The following is a 22,917-nucleotide window of genomic DNA, read 5'->3' as shown; positions in this document are numbered from 1 at the left end:
GTGCTGGGCTTCGCGCTGGGCATCGTGGTCGCCGCGCTCAGGCTCTCGAAGAGCCCGTTCCTGCAGGCGGTCGGCTGGGCCTACATCTGGGCGTTCCGGTCGATCCCGCTGATCGTGCAGCTGTTGTTCTGGTTCAACATCTCCTACCTCTACCAGCGGCTCAGCCTGGGCATCCCGTTCGGCCCCGAGTTCGTCAGCTTCGAGACCGTCGAACTGATCAGCCCGATGGGCGCGGCCGTGCTCGGGCTCGCGCTGCACCAGGCCGCCTACGCCGCCGAGATCGTCCGCTCCGGCGTGATCTCGGTCGACCGGGGCCAGTTGGAAGCCGCCGCCGCGCTGGGCATCCCGAGGTTCCGGCAGTTCCGCAGAATCGTGCTGCCCCAGGCGATGCGCGCGATCCTGCCGAACGCCGCGAACGAGGTCATCAGCCTCTTCAAGGGCACGTCGGTGGTGTCGGTGATGGCGATCGGCGAGCTGTTCTACCAGGTTCAGGTGATCTACGGCCGCAACGCGCGCGTCGTCGCGCTGCTCATGGTCGCGACCGTCTGGTACATCATCCTGACCACGCTGCTCTCGATCGGCCAGCACCACGTCGAGCGCTACTTCGCGCGAGGAGACCGCCGGTGATCGAGGTTCTGGGCGTGCACAAGAGCTTTGGCGACAACGAGGTGCTTCGCGGAGTGTCGCTGACCGTCGAACCCGGCGAGGTCGTGGTGGTGCTGGGGCCGTCCGGCTCGGGCAAGTCGACGTTGTTGCGCACCATCAACCACCTGGAGAAGGTCGACCGCGGGTTCATCAGCATCGACGGCGACCTGGTCGGGTACGAGCGCCGTGGCGGCAAGCTGCACGAGCTGAAGGAACGCCAGATCCTCAAGCAGCGCAGGCACATCGGGTTCGTGTTCCAGAACTTCAACCTGTTCCCGCACCTCACCGCGTTGCAGAACATCGCGGAGGTCGCCCCGGTCGCCGACGCGCGACGGTTCCTGACGAGGGTCGGACTGGCGGACAAGGAAGACGCCTACCCGCGCCAGCTCTCCGGCGGCCAGCAGCAACGCGTCGCGATCGCGCGAGCCCTTGCCACGCAACCGAAAGTCGTGCTGTTCGACGAGCCGACGTCGGCGCTCGACCCGGAACTCGTGGGCGAGGTGCTGGACGTGCTGCGCGACCTGGCCCGGTCCGGCACGACGATGATCGTGGTGACGCACGAGATCGGCTTCGCCCGCGAGGTCGCCGACCGGATCGTGTTCATCGACCAGGGCGTGATCGTCGAGGAAGGCACCCCTGCCGAGGTGCTCGACCACCCGGTCCACGAGCGCACCAAAGCGTTCCTGTCCAAGGTTCTCTGAGCAAGGAGTCCGTTGTGCGCAAACCACTGCTCGCCGCCCTGGCGCTGCTTCTCACCGCCTGCGGCACGGTCGGGGCCGAACCTGAGCCCGCCACCGGTGGCGGCGCCCTGAACGTCAACCTCAGCCCGCAGCAGAACCGCGTGACGGCCGCCGAGGACGACAAGATCGCGTCGAAGGTGCCGGAGAAGTTCCGAACAAAGGGCGAACTCGTCATCGGCGGATCCGCGGGCACAGCACCACCGCTGCGCTTCTACGCCACCGACGACAAGACGGTGATCGGCGTCGAGACCGACATCGCCTCCCTGGTCGCGGACACCCTCGGCCTCAAGCCGCGGCTGGAAGTGTCGTCGTGGGAGAACCTGTTCGTGGGCCTGGACAGCGGCAGCTTCGACCTCGGCCTCTCGAACATCACCGTGACCGAAGCGCGCAAGGAGAAGTACGACTTCGCGACGTACCGGCTGGACACGCTGGCGTTCGAGGCGAAGAAGGGCGGCGGCTGGCGCGTCAAGGAGCCGAAGGACGTGGCGGGCAAGGTCATCGCCGTCACCTCCGGCACCAACCAGGAGAAGATCCTCGTCGACTGGAGCACGAAGAACGTCGCCGCCGGCCTGCAGGCCACCGACATCAAGTACTTCCAGAACTCCTCCGACTACTACCTCGCGCTGCAGTCCGGCCGCATCGACGCCTACCTCGGCCCGAACCCGACTTCCGCCTACCACGCGGCGACTTCCGGCCAGACCGAGGTGATCGGCAACTTCTCCGGCGGCGCGTCGGTGCAGGGCAAGATCGCGGTGACCACCAAGAAGGACAACGGTCTCATCGCGCCGGTCCAGGAAGCGCTGAACCAGTTGATCGCCAACGGCAAGTACGCCGAAGTGCTCAAGCGCTGGGGCCTGTCCGACGAGGCCGTGCCCACATCGGAGATCAACCCCGTCGGCCTGCCGAAGACGTGAGGACACCGTCATGCGATTCAGCATCACCATCGACACCGACGACGAGGAAGCCGCGGCGAGGCTGCTCCGCGCGTTGAGGGACTCGGGCCTGGTGCAGGCAGCGGAAGCGGAAGTCGACGACGCGGACGTGCGCATCCTGCCCGACACCAGGCAGGTCCTGCTCCACGACGAGTCCGTCGAGCTCACCAGGCTGGAGTTCGAGCTGTTGCTGCACCTGTGCTCGAACCCCGGCCGCGTGCATCGCCGCCGTGAGCTCCTGGCGGCGGTGTGGGGCGTCAACGACAACTACAGCGGCGCCCGGACGGTCGACGTGCACGTCCGGCGGGTGCGGCAGAAGCTCGGCGACGTGGCGGACGTGATCCAGACCGTGCGCGGGGTGGGATATCTGATCGCGTCGAGTGGCCGGGTGCGGGTCGAGCGCTCGCCGAACGTTGTGCGACTGGACGATCGACGGGCCGGATGACCGACGAGGTGCGGTGGAGGCGGCCGGACGCTCCCGAGGCCGCGGAGATGATGGCGGAACTGCACGAGTACGTGAGCAGGTACGGCGGCCGGCTTCACCCCGTTGTTCGACGTGACGGCTCCGGTCGCCGGACCGTTGCCGTTCGCACGAGAGCTAAAAGCGGTTGCCGCGCTCAGAGGCTCGGTGTTGCATGGGGCCGAGCCTCTGGGGGAGTGATCGGATGCAGGACGCGGTGTTCGCGACGGACGTGTCCCTTGTGGACGAGCTGATCCGCACGCAGTTCCCCCGCTGGCACGGTCTTCCCATCACACCCGTCGAGCACGGCGGCACCAGTCATGCGATCTACCGCCTCGGTTCCGGGCTCGCGGTCCGGCTGCCGAACCGCAGCTGGTCGAGCGGCGAGGCGGAACGCGAAGCGTCGATCCTGGCGCACGTCGCCCGGCACGTCCCGGTCGCCGTGCCGGAACCGGTCGGGCTGGGCGAACCCGGCTCCGGCTTCCCGAATCGGTGGACCGTCGTGCGCTGGCTCTCCGGCACGACCGCCACCGTCGACGAGGTTCGTGCAGACACTCCGATCCGCCTGGCGTCGCTGATCCACGCGTTGCAGGACGTCAAGGTGACCGGGCAGCAGTGGCGGCCTCATCGCGGGAACGCGGAGCAGGAGAAGTACGACGACGATGTCCGCACGGGAATCGCTGAGCTCGGTGGCGATCGTCGGCTGAGCGCACTCTGGGAGGAAGCGCTCGCCGCGCCGCGCTGGGACGGGCCCCTTCGGTGGCTGCACGCGGACCTGCACAGCGGCAACATGCTGTTCACCGACGGCGTGCTGACCGGTGTGATCGACTGGGGCTGTGCCGGTGTCGGCGACCCGGCGGGCGACCTGATGCCCGCGTGGCTGTTCTTCGACGTCGCGGGCAGGCGTGCGTTCCGGCGTGAGCTGGACTTCGACGACGCGACCTGGGCCAGGGCGCGCGGCTGGGCGCTGGATCTCGCGGTGGTCGGCCTGCCGTACTACCGCGACACCAACCCGGTCTTCGCGGACATCTGCCGGCACACGCTGGACCAGCTACTGGCGGAACGCGCCGGGTGACATGCCGGTTTCCCTGGCGAAGAACTTCGTGAAGTTCGTGGCCTCGCTGAACCCCAGCCGATGCCCGATCGCCGCCGACGACAGATCGGTGTGCACGAGCAGCCGCTTGGCCTCCAACGCCACCCGCGCGTCGATCAGCGTCTTGGCCGACTGGCCGGTCGCCTCGACGCAGATCCGGTTGAGGCTGCGCAGCGAGTAGCCGATGCGGGCGGCGTAGTCGGCGGCGTTGCGGGTGGTGCCGAACGACCGCTCCAGCTCCTGCTGGAACCGTTCGAACCTCGGGTCGCCGTGGCCGGCCTCGTCGGCGTGCAGGCGTGCGATGCGCAGCAGGAACACGCCCAGCAGCTGTCTGAGCAGATCATCCGGCTCGCCGGCGCGGTTGTACTCCTGCCGCAAATCCCGCGCGGACTGGTCCAGCACCGCGCGTTCGGCGTGGGGAACGTGCCACAGCACCGGGCCGAACGGGCTGAGCAACGGCCTTGTGCGGTCCAGCGGCGGCGGGAACGCGGCCGTGAAGAGGATCATGTGCGCCTTCAACGGCCCGGTGGGCAGGCGCAGCACCCGGCCCGGGCTCACGTGCAGCAACGTGCCAGGCCCGCACGGGTGGTCCACGAAATCGACCATGGCCTCGCCGTGCCCGGCGGTGACCAGGAACAGCTGGTGGAAGTCGGTCCTGTGCACCTGGGTCAGGGTGTTCTGGCTCAGTCTGCGCCTGACCAGGGCGAGTTCCGTCGCCTCCATCCCCAACCGCGGGCGGTCGGGGTTGCTGAACCCGAACTCGGCAAGCTGTCCACTTTTGACCATGGTGAAGCCGGATCCTACCTCGTCCGCGGGGCTCTGCTGGGCGAGAGTTCTCGCCATGGACAACAAGGAACTCGTTCTCAAGGCCGCCGGCGAGCTGTTCGGCGACAAGGATCCGTCCGCTGTGGACCGTTGGGTCGCGCCGGACTACCGCCAGCACAGCGCTCTGATCGGTGACGGTCCCGAGGCGCTGCGCGAGCTGGTCTCGAACCTGCCCGCAGGTTTCCGCTACGAGCCGGCGCGCGTGATCGCCGATGGTGATCTCGTTGCGCTGCACGGTGTCTACCACGGGTTCGGGCCGGAGCCGCTGGTGGCGTTCGACCTGTTCCGGGTGGCCGACGGCAAGCTCGTGGAGCACTGGGACGCGCTCACGCCGGTGGTGCGGGAGACGGCGAGTGGACGGTCCCAGACGGACGGTCAGGCCCACCCTTCCGACGCTGACACGGCCTTCTCCCGTGCGTTCGTGGCCGAGTTCGCGCAGCGGGTGCTGCAGGACGCCGACTACACGGTGCTGACCGACTACATCTCCACTACGACCTACCTGCAGCACAACCCCGAGGCCGCGGACGGGCTGACCGGGTTCGGTGCCGCCGCGGCCAAGTGGGCCGGTCAGGGCAAGAACCTCGTCTACAAGACCGTCCACAAGGTCGTGGCGGAGGGCGATCTCGTGCTGCTGCAGTCCGAGGGCGAGTTCGGTGAGCCGGTGGCGTATTGGGACCTGTTCCGGGTGGCCGACGGCAAGATCGTCGAGCACTGGGACGTGATCACCCCGGTCCCGGCCTCGCTGCCGCACTCGAACGGCCTGTTCTGACCATGATCACCGCTCTGCCGCTCCGCGACTACCGGGACGCGATCGCGCTGGACGAGCCGTTCCCCCCGCTCAGCCCGCCCGCACCGGCCCGTCGCCTCGGCGTGCTGACCGAGATGGCGTTGCGGCTGCTCGGCGAGGACCCGTGGGTGGGCAGGTTCGCCCTGCCGCGGGACCTCGCCTCGCGCCGGAACCTGTTGCGGTCGCTGCTGACCGTCCGGGAACCGGCACCGATGGCCCCCGAACTGCTCGCCGTGCTCGACGCGCTGCTCGGGGGCGAGCGCCAGCAGCGTTCCCTGATCAACGCCCGGTCTCTGCCCGCACCTCTCACGGTGTGGCGCGGTGACATCACCCGGTTGATGTGCGACGCGATCGTGAACGCCGCGAACGACGGCCTGCTGGGCTGTTTCCAGCCGATGCACCCGTGCGTGGACAACGCGATCCACGCCGTCGCCGGGCCGCGCCTGCGTCTCGACTGCCACCGGATCATGGCCGCGCAGGCCGCACCGGAACCCACGGGCATCGCGAAGATCACCCGCGGCTACCACCTGCCCGCGCCGTACGTGCTGCACACCGTCGGGCCGATCGTGCGCGGCAAGGTGCTGCCCGCGCACTCCACCGCGCTCGCCGACTCCTACCGCGCCTGCCTCGACCTCGCCGCCGAGGTCGGCAGGATCCGCACGCTCGCGTTCTGCGGTGTGAGCACCGGGATCTTCGGGTTTCCCAAGCTCCCGGCGGCCCGGATCGCCGTGTCGGCCGTCCGGGACTGGCTGGCCGCGCACCCCGGCCGGTTCGAGCGCGTCGTCTTCACGACCTTCAGCGACGAGGACGATCTCGCCTACCGGGAGCTGCTGTGACGTTCGAACGCTGGCTGGACGAGTCCGATCGGGTGCTGATCGCGGCGGGCGCCGGGCTGTCGGCCGCCGCCGGGTACGACTACTCGGATCCCGTGCGGTTCGCGGAGCTGTTCCCGGCGTTGCACCGCAAGGGTTTGTGGGCGCGCTACCAGCTGATCGGGCTGCCGCTGCCGCCCCGGTTGCTGTGGGGCTACTGGTCCGTGCACGTGAACGACATCCGCTTCGACCCGGCGCCGAACCCGCTGTACCGCCGGTTGCGGTCGACGATCGGCGAGCGTGATCACTTCGTGCTGACGTCGAACGTCGACGGGTTGTTCGCGCGCAACGGTTTCGGCGACGTCTGGTCACCTCAGGGCGACTACGGGCGCTACCAGTGCGAGACGCCGTGCACGCGCGAGACGTGGGAGAGCAGGCCGATCGTCTCGGCCGCGCTGGCGACCTACGACGCCTCGTCCGGTGAGGCCGGCGCCGTGCCGTCGTGTCCTCGGTGCGGCGGTGCGGTGTTCCTCAACGTGCACAAGGGACCCGAGTACGTGCCGGACCACTACGTGCCGGCGGGCAGGCGGCTGCGGTCGTGGCTCGGAGGCGAGGGGCGGTTGCTGGTGGTCGAGATCGGGGCCGGGTTCAGCACGCCGTCGGTGATTCGCTGGCCGGTGGAGTCGCTGGTGCGCGGCGTGCCGGGGGCGCGGCTGGTGCGGATCAACCGGGATCACGCCGAGGTGCCAGGGGATTTGGAGGCGCTGGCGGTGCGGGCGGACGTGACGGAGGTGCTGGCGTGAGGTTCGGCGTGGCTGGTGTGGGCGACCGACGGGGGCGAGGCGCTGGCAAGGGGTTCGGGGTGGTTGGTGTCGGCGAGCGACGGCGCGAGGTGCTGGCATGAGGATCACCGCCGCCGTGGTCCGCGAGCAGCACGGGGCGTTCGAGCTCGAAGACGTGCTGCTCGACGGCCCAGGCGAAGGCGAGGTGCTGGTGCGCGTCGTCGCGACCGGCATCTGCCACACCGACTCCATCACGCGGCACGGCGACCTGCCGTTTCCGTTGCCCGGCGTGCTGGGTCACGAGGGCGCGGGCGTCGTGGAAGCCGTCGGGCCGGGTGCGAAGGGGGTGGCGGAGGGCGACCACGTCGTCCTGGGCTGGCCGTGGTGCGGTGAATGCCGCAACTGCCTGGACGGTCAGCCGCGCTACTGCGTGCGGCTGGGTGAACTGCTCGTCGGTGGCGGGCGGGCGTTGCGCGGGCTCGACGGGGCTCCGTTGGCCAGCCACTTCTTCGGGCAGTCGTCGTTCGCCACGCACGCCGTTGTGCCGTATCGGGGTCTGGTGCCGGTGGACACGTCGCTGCCGCTGGACCTGTTGGGGCCGTTGGCGTGCGGGCTGTCGACGGGCGCGGGTGCGGTGCTGAACGTGCTGCGGCCAGGAGCTGGTTCGTCAATCGTCGTTTATGGAGTGGGCACGGTCGGGCTGGCCGCGATCATGGCCGCGCGCAACAGCGGAGCGACCAGGATCATCGCCGTCGACCGGCACGAGACGAGACTGCGCGCGGCACAGCGGTACGGCGCCACCGACGTGATCAACGCAGGTGTGGACGATCCGGTCCAGGCGGTGCACGAGATCTGCGACGGGCCCGCGGACTTCAGTCTCGAATGCACCGGCAACCTGCTTGTGTGCCGCCAGGCCGTGGACTCCGTGGGGATGCGGGGTACTTGCGCCTTCATCGGTGGTGCACCCGCCGGGGCGCAGGTCGAGCTCGACCACCTCAGCACGTTGTGGGGCAAGCGGGTCGTCGGTGTTCTCGGTGGTGAGGGGCGCAGTACGAGCTTGATCACGACGATGCTCGACCTGCACCGGCAGGGGAGGTTTCCCTTCGATGAACTGATCACGCACTTCCCGTTCGAGCGGATCGACGAGGCGATGGCGGCCGCGGAGGCGGGGGAGGTGATCAAACCGGTGCTGCGGATGCCATAGCACGCCGCGCCATCCGCGAACTGGCGTAATGTCGCCCGCCATCTGGGGCCATTCGTCAGGTTACGTATATGAGAAAGTTTCACCACCCCCCTCGACGGCGCCTGTGGTTTGTGCGTACGGTGAGCCCCGCAACGTACTGGCGAGTAGGTAGCGAACTGAATTCCTTTCTCCCCACCCCTGCACGGTGAGGAAGCGAGCGCAGTGAACATGCTGTCGGATCGAGATCGGGTGCTGTGTCTGAGTCCGTTCAGCACCCCCAACCCGGCCCTCGTGGTCGCGGCCGAACGAGCGGGCGCACTCGGTGTGCTCGATCTTGGGCCGCGGGCTGCCCGCGACCTGGGGCGCGTCACCGCGCGTCATGGGCGCGGGTTCGCGGTGCGGCTGCATGGGCCGTTGACGGGCGCGTTGCCTGATCAAGTCGACACCGTCGTCGTTGATCTCGTTCGGTATGTCCCGAACCGGGCTGAACTGCGTGAACGGCGTGTGCTCGCCGTGATCACCTCGGTGGCGGAGGCCGTTGCGGCGATCGAGTTCGGTGCCACCGGACTGATCGCGAAGGGTGCGGAGGCAGGCGGCCGGGTGGGTGGTTCGCCCGCGTTCGTCCTGCTCCAGCAGGTGCTCGCGATCACCGATCTGCCGGTCTGGGTGGCGGGGTCGATCGGCCCGGACACGGCCGCGGCGGCGGTTGCCGGTGGAGCGCGCGGAGTGGTGCTGGAAGGGCAGCTCGCGCTGGTCGCGGAAGCCCGGAAACATATTTCCCGGGAAATTGTGAACGTGCTGGCGGCGATGGACGGCGCCGACACCGTCGTGAACGACGGGTTGCGTGTACATGTTCGTCAGAACACGCTCGAAATTGGTCAGGAAGGCGCGTTCGCGGAATTCAATCGCGTCTCGTTTGGGACCGTCGGAGGCGTCGTCGGCGCGATTCAGCGCGCGATTCGGGACAATGTGGCACAGGCGGGCGAACACCGCTCGATCCGGGCGGCGGGTCCGTTCTGCGACCGCGTGGAGGGGCTGCGCTACCCGATCGCCCAGGGGCCGATGACCAGGGTCAGCGACCAGCCCGCGTTCGCCCAGGCCGTCGCGGAGGGCGGTGCGCTGCCGTTCCTCGCGCTCGCGCTGATGGAGGGCCCGGCGGTCCGCGAGCTCCTCGAGCAGACCTCCCGCAAGCTCGGGGACAAGCCCTGGGGCGTCGGCTTGCTCGGGTTCGCGCCCGCGGAACTCCGCGCCAGGCAACTCGAAGCGGTGCTCGACGTCAAGCCGCGGTACGCGATCGTCGCCGGTGGCACGCCCGCACAGGCGCGTGAGCTGGAAGCCGCGGGCATCGAGGCGTTCCTGCACGTGCCGTCACCCGCGCTGCTGCGCCGGTTCCTGGACGAGGGCGCGCGCAAGTTCGTGTTCGAGGGCTCGGAGTGCGGCGGGCACACGGGTCCTCGATCCAGCTTCACGTTGTGGCAGCAGCAGATCGACGTGCTGCGCGGCCGTGAGAAGGACGTTGTCGCGCTCTTCGCGGGCGGGATCCACGACGCCCGCTCGGCCACGATGATCGACGCGATGACCGCGCCACTCGCGGCAGAAGGCGCTGCGATCGGCGTGCTGGTCGGCACGGCCTATCTGTTCACCGAGGAAGCCGTCACGCACGGCGCGATCCAGCCGGTGTTCCAGCAGGTCGCGCTGGAGTGCGAGGACACCGCTCTGCTGGAAACCTCGCCAGGGCACGCGGTCCGCTGCGCGCAGACGTCCTATGTGGACACGTTCGAACAGGCCCGCGCCGAGCTGAAGGCCCTGCCGAAACAGGAGAGCTGGGAAAGGCTCGAACAGCTCAACCTGGGCCGGCTGCGGCTCGCCAGCCGGGGCCTGGTCCGCGGCGAGGGCGGGCTGGTCGAGGTCGGCGAGGACGAACAGCGCCGCGAAGGCATGTTCATGATCGGCCAGGTCGCCACGCTGCGGCACGAGCGCACCACGATCGCCCAGCTGCACGAGGACATCGTCTCCGGCCAAGTGCCCGAGACGGCCCAGGAGACCCCGGACCAGCGGCCGTTGGACATCGCCATCGTCGGCATGGCGGCGATCATGCCGGGCGCGAAGGACGTCGCCGAGTTCTGGGCGAACATCCTCAAGGGCACGGACTCGGTCACGGAGATCCCGCAGGACCGCTGGTCGCCCGAGCGCTACGGCAGCCCGTTCAAGTGGGGCGGCTTCATCCCGCGCACGGCGTTCGACCCGCTCGCGTACGGCATCCCGCCCGCCTCGCTGACCTCGATCGAACCTGCACAGCTGCTCGCTTTGGAAGTGTCAGCGCGAGCCCTCGAGGACGCCGGGTACGCGACGCGCGTGTTCGACCGCGAACGCACCTCGGTGATCTTCGGCGCCGAAGCCGGTGCCGACCTCGCGAACGCCTACACGATCCGAACCGCGTTGCCGGCACTGGGAATCCGCGGCCTGGACGACCACCTGCCCGCGCTCACCGAGGACTCGTTCCCCGGCGTGCTCGGCAACGTGATCTCCGGCCGCGTCGCGAACCGGCTCGACCTCGGCGGCGCGAACTACACGGCGTGCAAGGAACTCGTCGGCGGCACCAGCGACATGGTGCTGTGCGGCGCGGTCGACCTGCACAACAGCGCGCACGACTACCAGATGTTCGCATCCGTGAAAGCCTTGTCCGCCAAGGGACGCTGCTCCACCTTCGACTCCGGTGCGGACGGCATCGCGCTCGGCGAGGGCGTGGCGTGCCTGGTGCTCAAGCGAGTCGAGGACGCCGAACGCGACGGCGACCGGGTGTACGCGGTGATCAAGGGCATCGGCGCGTCCAGCGATGGCCGGTCGAGGGGTCTCACCGCGCCGCGTCCCGAAGGTCAGCAGCGAGCACTTCAACGGGCTTACGCGTCGGCTGGGCTGCCGGTCACGTCGGTCGGGCTGGTCGAGGCGCACGGCACCGGAACCGTGGTGGGCGACCGGACGGAACTGGCGTCGCTGACCGAGATGTTCTCCAGCGTCGAGCCCGGCACCTGCACGATCGGCTCGGTGAAGTCGCAGATCGGGCACACCAAGTGCGCGGCAGGCCTCGCGGGCGTGATCAAGGCGGCGCTGGCCGTCCACACCGGACTGCGGCCAGGCACGCTGCACGTCAAGCAGCCCAACGCGTTCTGGAACGCCGAGACCAGCCCGTTCACCTTCGGCCACCGCACCTGGGCGAGCAAGGACCGGGTCGCGGGCGTCAGCGCGTTCGGCTTCGGCGGCACCAACTTCCACACCGTCATCGCCGGGTACGACGGCGCCGACGAGCCGTGGCACGGCCTGACCCAGTGGCCCGCAGAGCTGTTCCTGATCCGCGGTGACGATCAGGCTGCGGCACAACGGGAAGCCGCTCGCCTGGCCGCGCTGATCGACGACCGCACGCCGTTGCGCTCGCTGGCCGCGGCCTGCGGCAGCGGGACGGTCCAGGCCGCGTTCGTGGTCAGCGATCACGACGGCCTGCGCAAGGCACTCGCGGACGTCGAGGCGTGGCGAGCAGGCTCGGTGAAACTGCGCGGGGGAGAGCGGCCGAAGATCGCGTTCCTCTACCCGGGACAGGGCAGCCAGCGACCGGGCATGCTGCTCGACCTGGTCACGGCTTTCCCGCGGCTGCAGGACTTCGTGGACGCCCGCTACGAGCGCGTGATGTACCCGCCGGCCGCACTGACCGCCGAGGACGTCGCTGAGCAACGAGCGGCGATCACCGACACGCGGATGGCCCAGCCGACGCTCGGCATCGCGGGCCTGATGGTCACCGCGCTGCTGGAATCCGTTGGTGTGCGGCCGGATCTGGCCGGCGGCCACAGCTACGGCGAACTGGTCGCTCTCGCTGCTGCCGGTGTGTTCGAGCCCTCTGACCTGCTCGATCTCAGCGCTGCCCGCGCCGAGGCGATGCTGGCGGCGGTCGGCGAGGACCCCGGCACGATGGCCGCGGTGTCCGCGCCGCTGGCCGAGGTCGAGGCGCTGCTGCCGCCGGATGTCGTGGTGGCCAACCACAACGCGCCCGACCAGGTCGTGATCTCCGGTCCGACCAAGGCTGTCGAGAACGCCGTCGAGGTGTTGCGCACCGCCGGGCTGAGCGTCAAGAGCATCCCGGTCGCCGCCGCGTTCCACAGCCGGCTGATGGCGGGCGCCCGTGACCGGTTCGCGGCCCGCCTGCAGGCCATTTCCATTGGTGAGACGGCTTTCCCGGTGTGGTCGAACGTCACCGCCGAGCCCCACACCGACGTGCGTGACGGTCTCGCGAAGCAGCTCGCGGGCCGGGTGCGGTTCGTGGACCAGATCGAGTCGATGTACGCGGCGGGCGCGCGGATCTTCGTCGAGGCCGGGCCGGGTGGCGTGCTGAGCTCGCTGGTCGGCAAGACCCTCGGCGACCGCCCGCACCAGGCGTTGCGCTGCGACGACCACGTGACGTTCCTGCGCACGCTGGCGGAGCTCGCGGCAGCCGGCGTCGAGATCGATGCCGCACCGCTGTTCGAGGACAGGGCCGAACCCGCCACGGCCGTGCCGCCGCGGCCGGGCTGGTACGTGGATGGAGGTCTCGTGCGGGACGCGAACGGCGACGCCCTACCCGGTGGGCTCAGGCCCGCCACGGAGTTCCCGACCCTGAGGATCGGGTCCGGGCTGGGGCGCGACGAGATCATCGAGAAGTTCCTGGACGGCATGCGCGACGCGGTCAGCGCCCAGCGCGACGTCCTGCTGAGCTACCTCGGCAACGCGCCCGCCGCACCCGCCCCGATGCCGGTCATCGAGCACACGACGACGAAGGCACCGGAACCACAGCCGCAGGCGGAAGACGTCGCCACGGTGGTGCTGCGGACGATCAGCGACCGCACGGGCTACCCGGTCGAGATGCTCCAGCCGGGCCTGGACCTGGAAGCCGATCTCTCGATCGACTCGATCAAGCGGACCGAGATCGTCGGCGAGCTCGCGCAGAAGCTGGGCGCGTCGGGCGAGATCGATGAACTGGCCCAGCTCAAGACGATCGAGGGCATCGTCGGCTGGTTCGGCGCAGCGGCACCGGTCAGCGCACCGGCGAAAGACGTACGTGCGGTGGTCCTGCAGACGATCAGCACCCGCACCGGCTATCCGGTCGAGATGTTGCAGCCGGGCCTGGACCTGGAAGCCGACCTGTCGATCGACTCGATCAAACGCACGGAGATCGTCGGCGAGCTGGCCCAGGAACTGGGTGCGGCCGGTGAGATCGACGAGTTGGCGCAGCTGAAGACGATCGACGCCATCGTCGGCTGGTTCGGCACCACCCCACAAGCACCCGTTCAGGCTGCTCCCGCGCCCGTCCCGAGCACCGCAGGTCGTCTCGTCCGGCTGGTCCCGCAGGTCGTGCCGTGCGAGCCCGCCGAGCCCGTCGACCTCACCGGCAAGACCGTGCTGATCATCGACGACAACGGCATCGGGCTCGAACTCGCCGACCTCATCGAGAAGCACGCCACCCGCCCGCGGATCCAGCCGGCGTTCCCGGACGACCTCAGCGGCGTCGACGTCGTGGTGAGGCTCGGCGGACGGCTTCCGGAAGCGTTCAGCGAGGTCAAAGCCTGTGTCACCAACGGGGTGGCGCTGGTCGTGGTGACCACGGGCGGCGGCACGTTCGGCTTCGACCACGCCCCGGACGAGCTGCCCGCGGACATCGGCCTGCACGGCCTGATCCGCACGGCCGCGCTCGAGTACCCGGACCTCGTGGTGCGCGCGGTCGACGTCAACTCCAAGGAGAGCCACCGCGACATCGCCACCGCGTTGCTCGCGGAGATCGGCCCCGGCCCTGCGGTCGTCGGCTACCACGCTGGCAGGCGCCAGGTCATCGAAGCCGTGCCGGCTGAGCTCGAAGCGAAGACCCTCGAACTCGGCCAGGACAGCGTCGTGCTGCTGACCGGTGGCGCGCGAGGCATCACCGCGCTGGCAGCCACGGCACTCGCCGAACGCACCGGCTGCCACGTCGAACTCCTCGGCCGCACCCCGATCGCGGCCGAGGACCACCGGCTCACCCATGCCACCACCGAGCCCGAGCTGGTGAAGGCGTTGTTCGAGCTGGGCGAGAAGGACAACGTCCCGGCCAAGGCGCGCAAGGTCCTCGCCGAACGCGAAGTCCGCCAGACCATGGACCGGTTGCGCGCCAAGGCATCCAGCGTCCGCTATCACGAGTGCGATGTCACGGACGTCGAAGCGGTCGGCAAAGTGATCGACGACATCAAGGCCAGGTTCGGCAAGATCGACGGCGTCATCCACGGCGCGGGCGTGCTGGACGACAAGCTGATCGAAGCCAAGACGCAGCAGCAGTTCGAGCGGGTCTGGGCGACGAAGGTCAACGGCGCCAAGGCGTTCACCGACGGCTTCCTGGTCCTGTTCGGCAGCGTCAGCGGGGTGTTCGGCAACCGCGGCCAGGCCGACTACTCGGCCGCGAACGACGCGCTGGACCGGATGGCCAGGTTCTGGGGTGCGCAACGCCGCGTCGTCGCCGTCGACTGGGGCCCCTGGGCCGGCGCGGGCATGGCCGTCGGGCTCGCCGACGAGTACGCGCGGCGCGGCATCCCGCTGATCGAGCCGCAACAGGGCGTCGACGCGTTGCTGAACGAGATCGCAGCAGGCAAGGACGTGCAGGTGGTCTACCGATGGGAGGCATAGCGATCGTCGGCATCGGCGCCGTCTTCCCCGGTGCCCCCGATGCGACGACGTTCTGGCGCAACATCGTCAGCGGCGTCGACGCGATCGGGCAGATCCCGGCAGGCCGCTGGGACCCGGCCACCTACTACGACCAGGACAGCACCAGCGGCGACCGGTTCTACTGCCGCAAGGGCGGTTTCGTCGACGACCTGGCCGAGTTCGACCCGACCAGGTTCGGCATCATGCCGTCCACAGTGGACGGTGCGGAGCCGGACCAGTTGCTCGCCCTCGCCACGGCCGCGGAAGCCATCGCGGACGCGGGCGGCGAAACCGCGCTGCCGTCCAGGGACCGCATCGGTGTGATCGTCGGCCGCGGCGGCTATCTCACGCCCGGCTGCGCCCGCCTCGACCAGCGGGTGCGGCTCGCGGACGAGGTGATCTCGGTCGTCCGCGACCTGTTCCCGAACCTGGCCGGCGCCGAGCTCTCCACGGTCCGCCAAGCGATTCGCGACCGGCTCGGCCCGGAGCAGCCGGAAGCGTCGATCGGCCTGGTGCCGAACCTCGCGGCTTCCCGCATCGCCAACCGGTTCGACCTCAAGGGCACGGCGTACACGGTCGACGCGGCCTGCGCGTCCGGCCTGGTCGCCGTCGAGCACGCCGTCCGCGAGCTCCAGGAGGGCCGCGCGGACGCCATGCTCGCCGGGGCGGTGCACGTCTGCCACCACCCGACGTTGTGGAGTGTGTTCACCCAGCTCAGGGCGTTGAGCCCGACCGAGCGCATCAAGCCGTTCGACGCCGGCGCGGACGGCACGTTGCTGTCCGAGGGCGTCGGCATGGTCGTGCTGAAGCGCCTCGAAGACGTCGGCGACGAGCGCGTCTACGCGGTGATCCGAGGCATCGGCACGGCCAGCGACGGCCGCGCGACCAGCATGATGACGCCGAACCCCGACGGCCAGCTCCTTGCCGTGCGACGGGCCTGGGACAGCGCCGGACTCGACCCCAAGAGCCAAGGCCCCGGCCTGATCGAGGCCCACGGCACCGCCACCCCTGCCGGTGATGCCGCGGAACTCGCCACGATGATCAACGCGTTCGGTGCCGATGGCGACGAGATCGGCATCGGCACGGTGAAGTCGATGATCGGCCACGCCATGCCCGCCGCCGGCATGGCCGGGCTGATCAAGGCCGCGCTGGCCCTGCACCACAACACGTTGCCGCCCACGCTCAACGTCGAGCAGCCCCACACAGCGCTCAAGAACACCAGGTTCACACCGGTGCAAGAAGCCCGCGAGTGGAGCGGGCCGCACCGCGCGGTCGTGAACGCGTTCGGGTTCGGCGGCATCAACGCCCATGCCGTGCTCGACGGCCACACGATCGCCAAGCCCCGCAAACCGGTCATGACGTTCGCCGCAGACACCGCCGAGGAGCTGGCCAAGGCGCTCGAGGAACGCCGAACCTCCAGCGCCGACAGGGCGTTCCGGCTGGCCATCGGCAATCCGGACGACCGCAAGCTCAAGCTCGCCCAGCGCGTCATCGCCCAGGGCAAGGCGTGGCCGGGCAGGCACGACATCTGGTTCGGCCACGAGCCGCTCCTGACCAGCGCGGATCAGGTCGCGTTCGTGTTCCCCGGCTTCGAGCGTGAGTTCAGCGGCGAGGTCGTCGACCACGCCGTCGGGCTGCTGCAGGACGGCCGCCGCGAAGCCCGCGAACTGATGGCGCTCGGCATCACGCCAGGAGCGCTCGCCGGGCACAGCATGGGCGAGTGGACCGCGATGGTCGTCGGCGGCATCTACCCGACGATCGACGAGTTCGTCTCCGCGCTCGGCCCCAGCGCGGTCGCGGTGGTCGACATCGCTTACGCCGCACTGGGTTGTGACGCCGACACGGCCTCGAAACACCTCGTCGAAGGTGTGACGATCAGTCACGACAACTGCCCGCACCAGTCGGTGATCTGCGGCCCGATCGACAAGCTGGAACCGGTCCTGGACACCCTCAAGGCCAACGGCGTGATGGCCCAGCTCATGCCGTTCCGCACCGGCTTCCACACCCCGGCGCTCGCCCCGTACCTCGGTCAGGCCAAGGAGATGCTCGACCAGCTGCCGGTCCGCGCGTCGGACATCCCGGTGTGGTCCGCGAACTCCCTCGAACCCATGGCCGCGGAAGAGGTCCGTGAACTGGTGCTGCGCCACCTGGTCGAGCCGGTGAAGTTCCGGCCGCTGCTGGAACGCCTGCACGGAGCCGGCTTCCGCGCGTTCGTCCAAATCGGACACGGCAGCCTGCCGGGGTTCGTCTCCGACACCCTCAACGACCGCCCGCACCTCGCGGTGAACGCCGACATCGCCCCGGAAGCGCTGTGGGCGTTCGGACTCAAGCGCGGCACCGCCCACAAGGTCAAGCTGCGGCTCGGCACCCCCAAGATCAAGCTGGACGCCATCGGCTCCGAGCCGGTGCTGGTGGCCGACGACAGCCCGATGTCGGCCGCGGTCAACAAGCTCCTGGCCCACACCAACGCCGTGGCGCGCGAGGTCGTCGGCGCGCTGAGGCCGAACGAGGCAGGGTTCACCCGCGAGTTCTCGCTCCGAACCATGCCGGAGCTCGTGGATCACTCGGTGTTCCCGCAGGCACCGGGCTGGCCGGACCTCGCGGACGGTTTCCCGATCGTGCCCGCGACCGGTCTGCTGGAGGTGTTCGCGGACGCGGCCCGCAGGCTCACCGGCGGCACCGTGCACGGGTTCACCGAGGTCAAGGCGAAGCGCTGGCTCACCGCGCTGCCCGCGACCACGGTGAAGATCACCGCCCGCGCCGAGGGCTCCGAACGCGTCGTGGTGAAGGTCGGCGACTACGCCGAGGGCGTCGTGCTGACGGCCCCGATCAAGGCCCAGCGCGTCGGCAAAGAGCTGGAAGGCGTCCGCGAGGCACCGGTCAGCGCCGAAGAGCTCTACTCGGACAACTGGATGTTCCACGGACCGGCGTTCGCGGGCGTGACGAAGATCGACTGCCTGGCGGACAACGGAATCGCGGGCGTGCTGACGCCGTTGCCCGCGCCAGGAGCGTTGCTGGACAGCGCCGGGCAGCTGATCGGTCACTGGATGCAGGTCAGCCTCACCGTCGACCAGACCGTGCTGCCGACCGGGATCGAACAGGTCTCGTTCCACGGCCCGGTGCCCACCGGCGACGTCCACTGCACGGCCTGGATCCGCTCGGTGACCGCCCAGGAGATGGTCGCCGACGCAGAGCTGACCGTGAACGGTTCGTTGTGGTGCCGGATCACGGGTTGGACGACCCGCCGGTTCACCACGGACGACCGGATCTGGCAGGTCAAGCTGAAGCCGGGCACGGAGATGCTGTCCACTGTGTCCATTTCTGGGGACGGCGAATGGCTTCGCGTGAGCGAGAACTGGTCGGACAGCGCGACCAGAGACCTGATCATGCGCCGCTACCTGAACTCCGCGGAAAGACTGCACTACGGCGGGCTGGACGTGCCTGCCCAGCGGGACTGGCTGCTGCGCGTGATCGCGGTGAAGGACGCCGTGCGCGCGTGGTTGTGGGACCGCGGGGCCGGACCGGTCTACCCGGCGGAACTGACCGTCGACTCCTCGGCTCGGGTGCGCGGAGCCTTTGCCGTGCCGCAGATCGAAGTTGTCTCAGAACTGGGCAAAGCCGCCGCCCGTGTGCGAACGGAGAAGTGATGGACGAGGTGCTGGAGCAGGTCGCGAAGATGATCACCGAGGTGGTCGGGCCTGACTTCCTGCTGGGCGTGGAGATCACCCGCGACACCACGTTCAGCGACGACCTGGGCCTGGAGTCGATCGAGTTCGTGGCGTTGGCGGACAAGCTCAACGCCCACTACGGCGTCGATCTCGTGGCGTTCCTGGCGGACATGGACATCGACGAGATCATGGCGATGTCCGTTGGCCGTCTCGTCGACCACATCACGGCGCGTGTCTGACGTTCACGCCCGAGGGCTGCGATTCCACGTGCAGCGGCTCGGGCCCACCGACGCGCCGACCGTGGTGTTCGTCCACGGCCTGGTGATGGACAACCTGTCCAGCTTCTACTACACGCTCGCCGCGCCGCTGGCCAAGGCCGGATTCGGCACCGTGCTGTTCGACCTGCGTGGCCACGGTTTGTCCGAACGGCCGCCTTCGGGTTACACACCAGAGGAAAGCGCGCTCGATCTGGTCGCGGTGCTGGACGAGATCGGCGTGACGGAGCCGGTTTACCTGCTGGGCAACAGTTACGGCGGAGTGGTCGCGATGCACGCGGCCGTTCAGGCTCCCGAACGGGTCGGCGGCGTGGTGCTCGTCGAGTCGGCGTGCGGGGGAGTGGTCGGCGACGCGTGGTTCGAGGACATCACGAACACGCTGACGGTCGCCGCTCTGGGCCTGGAGTTCGACCGCACGCAGGACCAGCTGATGGCTCTCGGCCAGCGCAAGATCGCGCGGCTTGCCGTGAACGCCAACGCGTTGCTCAACGGGACGACGCTGATCGACGATCTCGGCTCGGGTGCGAAGCTCGACCTGACGCAGGTGCAGTGCCCGGTGCTCGGCGTGTTCGGCGCGGAGTCCGAGCTGATCGGGGCGGCGGCGGAGCTGCGGGAGCGGATCCCGTCCTGCCGGCTGCACGTGGTGTCCGGGCTGGGCCACACGGTGTTGCGCGAAGCCACGGCCGAGCTGCTCGACGTCCTGATGGACTGGTTGCCGTCATGAGGTTCCTGTTCGTGGTGCCGCCGCTGACCGGCCACATCAACCCGACCGCGTCCGTGGGCGGCGAGCTGCTGGCGCGCGGGCACGACGTGGCGTGGGTCGGACATCCGCGCACTCTGGCACCGTTGTTGCCGTCCGGCGCGGTGATCTTCCCGGCGATCGACGACGAGCTGGAAGCCGACATCCGCGCGAAACGGGAACGGTGGCTGGGGCTGCGTGGGATGGCGGTGCTCAAGTTCTTCTGGGAAGAGTTCCTGATTCCCCTGGGACACGCGATGGTTCCGGGTGTCTCGCAGGCCGTGACGGCGTTCGAGCCGGACATGATCGTCGCGGATCAGCAGGCACTCGCCGGCCCGTTGGTGGCGCAGCACGCCTACCTGCCGTGGGCGACGTCGGCCAGCACGTCGGCTGAGCTGATCAATCCACTGAGGACGATGCCGAAGGTCGACGCCTGGGTGCGGGACCTGTTGCACGACTTCGCGGGTGGGGACATCCGGTTCTCGGACCGGTTGGTGCTGGTCTACAGCTCGAAGGCGTTGGTGGCGGGGGAGTTCGGCGAGGAAGTGGCGTTCGTGGGGCCCGCCCTCGCGCATCGCACTGAGCGAGTGGATTTTCCGTGGGACTGGCTCGTGGGTGGTGCCTCGGTGGGGAGCGGGCGTGCGCGGCGGCGGTGTGTCCTCGTCTCCTTGGGGACCCTGAACGGCCCGGCCGGCGAGCGTTTTCTCAGCCAGTCCCTTGAAGCGGTGGCGGACCTGGATGTTCGCGTGGTCATGGTCGCCGAGCCGCGCCCAGCCCCGGCCAACGTCCTCATCCTCCCGTCGGTGCCCCAACTCGCGTTGATGCCGCACCTCGACGCGGTCGTGACGCACGGCGGCCACAACACGGTGTGCGAGGCGTTGGCGCACGGGTTGCCGCTGGTCGTGGCGCCGATCCGGGACGACCAGCCGACCGTCGCCGCGCAGGTCGTGGCAGCCGGGGCAGGCGTTCGGCTGACCTATTCGCGGGCGCGGGCCGCTGATATTCGCAGTGCGCTGGAATCGGTGCTGGACGAGCCGGAGTACGCGGCCGCCGCCGAGCTGGTGCGGGAGTCGTTCTTGGCGGCAGGCGGCGCCGTAGCCGCTGCTGACCGACTGGAGAAGGTGGTGGCCGGGTGATCCTCAGCGTGTTGGTGGTGCTGGTCGTCCTGTTGGACGTCCTGCGCCTGCGTTCCCGCGCCTCAAAGCTGCGAGTGCTCGCTCAGGGCGCGGGCGAGCACTCGCTTCTCACCGCCACCGGTGTCCATGCCGACGACCAGTGGCAGACCGGCGCGGACGTGGTCGACCTGATCCCGCGCGACCTGCCGACCGTTGCGGCGCTGGACTTGCTGGGTGCGTTCGACCCGGCGAAGTACCGCGACGACAAGTGGGCGCGCGGGATCAGCGCGTCGCAGGCCGTGCTGGTGCGGGAGCAGTTCGTCGAGGAGATCAACCCCGACGACCCGACCGAGTTCGTCGCGTACGTGCGCCGGGTCAAGGACAACGTGCGGGTGCAGGTCGACATCGCGGTGGCGCCGGGGCTGAAGGCCGGGCCGTACGACCTCGGGTACCGCGAGGCGACGCTCAAGCAGTTCGGGAAGCGGCCGTCCCTGTGGATCGCGGGCTCGGTCATCGGGTACGCGACGGTCGTGGCCGCCCTGATCACGAACTGGCAGTGGGGTTTGGTCGCGCTGGCCGCGTACTGGGCGCACCCGCTGCTGGTGTTCGCCGGGACGCCGCTGCGACCGCGTGACCTGTGGGTGCCGCGGTTCCTGCGCACGCCCTACCTGTGGGTGAAGACCTCTGGTGGCAAGAAGTCCACGGCCGACAAGCGTCAGGCCGAGCGCCTCGAGCAGGCCGCGCCGTGGTACGAGGCGAACCGCCACAAGGACTTCCGCGAGACCCGGCGCGACAACTGCCCGTCGTGCGGCAGCACCGATCTGCGGCTCTGGGTGACGGCGACGGACCTGGTGCAGCGCAAGCCGGGCACGTTCACGATGGACCGGTGTGTCCGATGTGGACATGTGTGGCAGAACCCGCGACTCTCTGAGGAAGGCCTCGGCTTCTACTACCGTGACTTCTACGACGGTCTCGGTGAGACCTCGGCCGAGGCGGTGTTCTCCGGAAAGAACGATCCCTACTACGGCCGGGCGCGGTTGGTGGAGCCGTTCACGAAGCCGGAGCGGTGGCTGGACGTCGGATCCGGTCACGCGCACTTCTGCCTGGCAGCCAAGGAAGTTCTGCCGCAGACGACGTTCGACGGGCTCGACCAGGGTGCGGCCATCGAGGACGCGGCTCGGCTCGGCCGGATCGAGCAGGCATACCGGGGCAGCTTCAAGGAGTTCGCCGGTGAGCTCAAGGGTCGTTACGACGTGATCAGCATGCACCACTACCTGGAGCACGTGCGGGATCCGTGGGAGGAGCTGGACATCGTCGCCGACGTGCTGCCCGACGGCGGTTACCTGCTGATCGAGCTGCCGGACCCGGAGTGGCGGCTCGGGCGGTTGTTCGGCAAGTACTGGATGCCGTGGTTCCAGCCGCAGCACCAGCACATGATGCCGATCGGCAACCTGGAGCACGCGCTGGCCGACCGCGGACTGACCACAGTGGCCACCGAACGCGCAAAAGCCCACCTGTGCAACGACTTCACCCTCGCGTTGCTGCTGTTCCTCGGCAACATCGCGCCGCGCACGCCCGCGCCGTGGCGTCCGGAACGGGTGCGGCTGCGCCGTACTCGCAGCTTCCTGGTGTGGTCGCTGGGGATTCCGGCGTTCTTCGTCGCGATGGCGCTGGACCAGACGGTGAACCGGTTCCTCGCTGCCCGCACCGGCAACGGCAACGCCTACCGGCTGCTGGCGCGGAAAACGGCACAGCAAGCATGATGGACATCGCGGATCGGCCTGAGATCGCGCCGGAGCTCAGGCTGGTGCCGCACGCGTTCCGGCGAACGTTCGGCAGGCCCGCGTCGGGTGTTTGGTACGCGCCAGGCGTGCTGAATCTCCTTGGCGGCGCGGTGAAGGTGCACGCCAAGTGGGGTGCGATCGTGGCGGGGGACAAGCGCGACGACGGCAAGCTCGAACTCGTGTCGGTGAACCGGCCGACCGAACGCGCTCTGCTGCCGTCCGACGACGTTCCAGCCTGGGCAGCGGGCATCGAAGCAACAGGCGGTGCCACGCTGATGTGCAGCGTCGACCTGCCGCAGGGCAGCGGCCTGTCCGCCGCCGAGGCTCTGCAAACCGCGGTAGGCCTGGCCCTGCGCGACCTCGCCGGAGTCTCGGGCGTGAACGATG

At 69.3% G+C, this 22,917-nt stretch carries 16 protein-coding genes and 1 pseudogene; 16 read left to right on the top strand and 1 reads right to left on the bottom strand.

Translation table 11 applies throughout. The features are described 5' to 3' along the window. The 5 genes from UK23_RS30830 to UK23_RS30810 form a co-directional block, all read left to right on the top strand. A partial coding sequence (locus tag UK23_RS30830; RefSeq protein WP_045315201.1) for an amino acid ABC transporter permease occupies positions 1–627 on the top strand: 627 nt, incomplete at its 5' end. Next, positions 624–1,346, top strand: a complete 723-nt coding sequence (locus UK23_RS30825; protein WP_045315200.1) for an amino acid ABC transporter ATP-binding protein — start codon at positions 624–626, stop codon at positions 1,344–1,346. The genes UK23_RS30830 and UK23_RS30825, both read left to right, overlap by 4 nt. Positions 1,347–1,360: 14 nt before the next feature. Then, entirely contained in the window at positions 1,361–2,299 is a 939-nt protein-coding gene (locus tag UK23_RS30820) for an ABC transporter substrate-binding protein (RefSeq protein WP_196777952.1), read from the top strand. A gap of 10 nt (positions 2,300–2,309) precedes the next feature. Then, a complete protein-coding gene (locus UK23_RS30815) occupies positions 2,310–2,762 on the top strand; it encodes a winged helix-turn-helix domain-containing protein (RefSeq protein ID WP_045315198.1) in 453 nt (150 codons plus the stop codon). 220 nt (positions 2,763–2,982) lie between these two features. After that, positions 2,983–3,852: an aminoglycoside phosphotransferase family protein gene (locus UK23_RS30810; protein ID WP_045315197.1), complete on the top strand. Its 870-nt coding sequence runs from the start codon at positions 2,983–2,985 to the stop codon at positions 3,850–3,852. On the opposite strand, the gene UK23_RS30805 is transcribed toward UK23_RS30810, so the two are convergent. Next, entirely contained in the window at positions 3,829–4,713 is an 885-nt protein-coding gene (locus tag UK23_RS30805; RefSeq protein WP_052685213.1) for a helix-turn-helix domain-containing protein, read from the bottom strand. The genes UK23_RS30810 and UK23_RS30805 overlap by 24 nt on opposite strands. On the opposite strand from UK23_RS30805, the gene UK23_RS30800 reads away from it, so the two are divergent. The 11 genes and pseudogenes from UK23_RS30800 to UK23_RS30750 form a co-directional block, all read left to right on the top strand. Beyond that, positions 4,712–5,464: a nuclear transport factor 2 family protein gene (locus UK23_RS30800; RefSeq protein WP_045315196.1), complete on the top strand. Its 753-nt coding sequence runs from the start codon at positions 4,712–4,714 to the stop codon at positions 5,462–5,464. The two genes, UK23_RS30805 and UK23_RS30800, sit on opposite strands and share 2 nt — an antisense overlap. A 2-nt stretch (positions 5,465–5,466) precedes the next feature. Beyond that, entirely contained in the window at positions 5,467–6,318 is an 852-nt protein-coding gene (locus UK23_RS30795; protein WP_045315195.1) for a protein-ADP-ribose hydrolase, read from the top strand. Beyond that, on the top strand, positions 6,315–7,097 hold the full coding sequence (locus UK23_RS54660) for an NAD-dependent protein deacetylase (protein ID WP_045315194.1): 783 nt from the start codon (positions 6,315–6,317) through the stop codon (positions 7,095–7,097). Before UK23_RS30795 ends, UK23_RS54660 begins: the two co-directional genes overlap by 4 nt. Positions 7,098–7,194: 97 nt before the next feature. Continuing rightward, positions 7,195–8,280: an NAD(P)-dependent alcohol dehydrogenase gene (locus tag UK23_RS30785; RefSeq protein WP_045315193.1), complete on the top strand. Its 1,086-nt coding sequence runs from the start codon at positions 7,195–7,197 to the stop codon at positions 8,278–8,280. Between the two features lie 228 nt (positions 8,281–8,508). Beyond that, complete coding sequence (locus UK23_RS30780; RefSeq protein WP_231114754.1) at positions 8,509–14,931, top strand: type I polyketide synthase; 6,423 nt, start codon at positions 8,509–8,511, stop codon at positions 14,929–14,931. Beyond that, positions 14,919–18,596: a type I polyketide synthase gene (locus tag UK23_RS30775; RefSeq protein ID WP_052685211.1), complete on the top strand. Its 3,678-nt coding sequence runs from the start codon at positions 14,919–14,921 to the stop codon at positions 18,594–18,596. Before UK23_RS30780 ends, UK23_RS30775 begins: the two co-directional genes overlap by 13 nt. Next, entirely contained in the window at positions 18,596–18,856 is a 261-nt protein-coding gene (locus tag UK23_RS30770) for an acyl carrier protein (RefSeq protein ID WP_045315192.1), read from the top strand. Before UK23_RS30775 ends, UK23_RS30770 begins: the two co-directional genes overlap by 1 nt. Then, on the top strand, positions 18,849–19,616 hold the full coding sequence (locus tag UK23_RS30765) for an alpha/beta fold hydrolase (protein WP_045315191.1): 768 nt from the start codon (positions 18,849–18,851) through the stop codon (positions 19,614–19,616). Before UK23_RS30770 ends, UK23_RS30765 begins: the two co-directional genes overlap by 8 nt. Next, a complete protein-coding gene (locus tag UK23_RS30760; protein WP_045315190.1) occupies positions 19,613–20,767 on the top strand; it encodes a glycosyltransferase in 1,155 nt (384 codons plus the stop codon). Before UK23_RS30765 ends, UK23_RS30760 begins: the two co-directional genes overlap by 4 nt. Beyond that, the gene (locus tag UK23_RS53030) at positions 20,764–22,509 is read left to right on the top strand and encodes a methyltransferase domain-containing protein (RefSeq protein ID WP_052685210.1); all 1,746 of its coding nucleotides are present in this window, start codon (positions 20,764–20,766) and stop codon (positions 22,507–22,509) included. The genes UK23_RS30760 and UK23_RS53030 overlap by 4 nt, the downstream gene beginning before the upstream one ends. Then, positions 22,509–22,917: pseudogene (locus tag UK23_RS30750) on the top strand (hypothetical protein); the annotation flags it as partial. The gene UK23_RS53030 and the pseudogene UK23_RS30750, both read left to right, overlap by 1 nt.

The organism is Lentzea aerocolonigenes (assembly GCF_000955955.1).
GTDB classification, from domain to species: domain Bacteria; phylum Actinomycetota; class Actinomycetes; order Mycobacteriales; family Pseudonocardiaceae; genus Lentzea; species Lentzea aerocolonigenes_A.
Note: the sequence above shows the minus strand (reverse complement) of the source record. Positions and strands in the feature narration are given on the sequence as shown.